This window comes from Halomonas marinisediminis (genome assembly GCF_004347715.1).
Lineage (GTDB): Bacteria > Pseudomonadota > Gammaproteobacteria > Pseudomonadales > Halomonadaceae > Halomonas > Halomonas icarae.
On record NZ_SLTR01000271.1, the window covers coordinates 1 to 297 of the forward strand.

Here is a 297-nt window from a genome sequence, read left to right on the forward strand (position 1 = left end):
TGCCGTGGACGAGGCCCTGTCGGATTTCGAATTCGACGGGATGGGCAACGGCCCGACCCTCTACCGCGCCGCCGACCACCAGTGCTTCAAGGACGTGCTCGTGGTGCGCGGGAAGGAAAACCCGACCTCCGAGTTCGACCTGCTGGAGATCGTCGAGGTGACCCCCGTCGAGCAGGTGACCTACGCCCCGGACCACCCCCAGTTCGGCGGCGCCGAGGCGACCCTCGGGACCTGCAACCCGGGCGCCTGACACCGACCCCGACAAGATCCCGGGACGGGTGCGCACGCGCCCGTCCC

Annotated in this window: 1 pseudogene; it reads left to right on the top strand. The window is 70.0% G+C overall.

Annotated features, from left to right (window positions below):
- Positions 1–250, top strand: a pseudogene (locus E0702_RS16655) (hypothetical protein); the annotation flags it as partial.
- Positions 251–297: the final 47 nt, after the last annotated feature.